This is a genomic window from Promicromonospora sp. NPDC060204, assembly GCF_042728455.1.
Taxonomy (GTDB): Bacteria; Actinomycetota; Actinomycetes; order Actinomycetales; family Cellulomonadaceae; genus Promicromonospora.
Genome location: NZ_JBHWZO010000433.1, coordinates 1 through 2414, shown reverse-complemented (window position 1 = coordinate 2414; position 2414 = coordinate 1). Strand labels below are relative to the sequence as shown.

Genomic DNA, 2414 nt, shown 5'->3' with positions numbered 1-2414 from the left:
GCCGCGACGCGCCCCCGGGCGCGCCGCGGCAGCGGTGCGGGTCGCCTACCGCCCCACGCCCGTGCCCACCGCGCTTACCTCTCTGCTGGCAGTCCTGCTCCGGACCGTTCTGCTCCGGACCGTCCTGCGCGGGATCGCCCCGCTCGCGACTGTGCGGCTCGGGGCCGTTCTGCTCGGGACCGCTCTGCTCGGGACCGCTCTGCTCGCGGGCCCGGCGGCGGCGCACGCCGTGCCGACCGTCTCGGCCCTGCCGACCGTGACCACCGCGGGCAGCCCTGCCGCGGGCGGCGCCGTCGCAGGCAGCGCCGTCGCAGGCAGCGCCGTCGCAGGCAGCACCGTCGCAGGCAGCACCGTCGCAGGCAGCGCCGCCGGTAGCGCTGTCGCTGGAAGCCCTGCTGCCGGAAGCCCAGTCGCGGAAAGCCCTGTCGCGACCAACGCCTCGACCGACGTCGACGGCATCTCCTGGTCCGTCACCCCCGCCGACAACCGGCAGGGCACCGGCCGCGCCAACTACGGCTACGCCGTCGAGCCCGGGGACACGCTCCGCGACGCCCTGGTGGTGACCAACCGGTCAACCGCTCCCCTGCAGCTCACCGTGTACGGCACCGACGCCTTCACGACCCCGAGCGGCCACATCGACCTGCTGACCGCCGAGGAGCCCGCGACCGGGCTCGGCACCTGGATCACCTTCCGTCGGGGCACGCTGGACCTCGACCCGGGCGAGTCCGCGGAGGTCCCGTTCACGCTCCGCGTGCCCGACGACGCCGCGCCCGGCGACCACTCGGGCGGCGTCGTCACCGCGCTGACGCAACAGGTCGGCGACTCGGCCCTGACCGTCGACCGGCGTCTGGCGCTACGTGTGCACGCGCGGGTGGCAGGCGACCTCGCGCCGGGACTCGGGATCAGCGACCTGAGCGTCACGACGGACGTGTCCGCCAACCCGTTCGGGACCGTCACCTCGACGGTCCGCTACCGCCTCACCAACACGGGCACCGCCCGGCTGGTGCCCACGGAGTCGGTCAGCGTGGCGGGTCCGGCAGGCACGGCCTGGGCGGGCGGCCCGGTGACGGCGTCGGCGTCGGGGACGGCGTCGGCGTCGGGGACGGCGTCGGTCTCGGCGTCGGCGTCGGGCGAGCTGACCGAGATACTCCCCGGCTCCACGGTAGAGCGCGTGGTCGAGGTCCGCGGCGTCCGCCCGCTCGTGCGGGCTGAGGCGACCGTCCGGGTGGACGGCCTCGTGGTCGGCATCGGCGGGGGCGGCGTCACCTCCGCGCACGACGCCGCGAGCGGCTGGGCCGTGCCGTGGGCCCTGCTCGGGCTGGTGCTGCTGGCCGTGGCGGCCGCCGTGGTGATCCCGCCGGTGTGGGCGAGACGTGGCAGGCTTCGGGGCAGACCCCACGACACAGGGAGTGGTTGATGAGCCGGCCGGACGCGCAGCGGTTCCCGGCGTCGGTGTTCGGCGTCGGCTCGGAGCCCGACGCGCGCTTCACCCTCGCCAACGAGCGGACCTTCCTCGCCTGGATCCGGACCGCTCTCGCCCTGGTGGCCGGCGGCGTGGCCCTGGAGACCCTCGGGCTCGACCTGCAGCCCGGCCTGCGGCTCGCGGCGTCGCTCGTGCTCATCGTCGCGGGCACGGCGCTGCCGTTGATCGCCTGGACCGGGTGGATGCGCGTCGAGCGGGCGCTGCGCAGCGGGTCGGTGCTGCCGTCGTCGATCGTGGGCGTGGTGCTCGCGATCGTCGTCGCGGTGGTCGGCGTGCTGGTGCTGCTGGGCGTGCTGCTGCGATGACCGCGGCGGGGTCACCCGCGGGTGCGGGATCTCCTCCGGGGGCGGGGACTCCTCCTGGAGCAGGATCTCCCTCGGGTGCAGGACAGCCGCCCGTTCCCGGGCTGCAGCCGGAGCGCACGGAGCTGGCCTGGCGTCGGACGGCGCTCTCGGTCGCCGCCGTCTCGCTGGTCGGCGCCCGGCTGCTGCCCGCGCTGTTCGGCAGCGCGGTCTGGCTGCTGCCCGGCCTGGTCGGGCTGATGCTGGCCGGGTACCTCCTGATCGCGTCCCGACGGCGGCACGGCCGCCGTGTGCCGGTGCCGCCGCGGGGCCCCGGGCACGACTCGCCGGGCGCGGGACTGCTCGCGGTGGCGGGCGCGATCGTGGTGACGATCGGCCTGGGCGGCCTCGTCGTCGTCCTGGCGACGCACCTCTGGGCCTGACCGCCCGACCGCCTGACCGCCCGACCGCACGACCGCATGACCGCACGAGTCAGACAGCCGCAGCGCCGCCGGACTGCCGGGCAGCCGGGCAGCCGGGCAGATGCAACGTCGGGCCGCCGCGCCGATCCGTCGTCGGGCCGTCGCTGGCCGCGCCCAAAGTGCGCTTCTACCCCGTCATTGGGCCCGGAATCACGCCTTGTTCGGGCC

The 2414-nt window shown here is 76.0% G+C and carries 3 protein-coding genes; all 3 read left to right on the top strand.

Annotation, left to right across the window (positions count from 1 at the left end):
• The coding region (locus ACFWEJ_RS28430) for a WxL protein peptidoglycan domain-containing protein (RefSeq protein ID WP_377232511.1) at positions 1 to 1417 on the top strand (1417 nt) is incomplete at its 5' end.
• A complete protein-coding gene (locus ACFWEJ_RS28425; RefSeq protein ID WP_377232510.1) occupies positions 1417 to 1788 on the top strand; it encodes a YidH family protein in 372 nt (123 codons plus the stop codon). The genes ACFWEJ_RS28430 and ACFWEJ_RS28425, both read left to right, overlap by 1 nt.
• Positions 1785 to 2207 carry a DUF202 domain-containing protein gene (locus ACFWEJ_RS28420; RefSeq protein WP_377232509.1) on the top strand — a complete coding sequence of 141 codons (423 nt, stop codon included), beginning with the start codon at positions 1785 to 1787 and terminating at the stop codon, positions 2205 to 2207. The genes ACFWEJ_RS28425 and ACFWEJ_RS28420 overlap by 4 nt, the downstream gene beginning before the upstream one ends.
• Positions 2208 to 2414 lie beyond the last annotated feature (207 nt).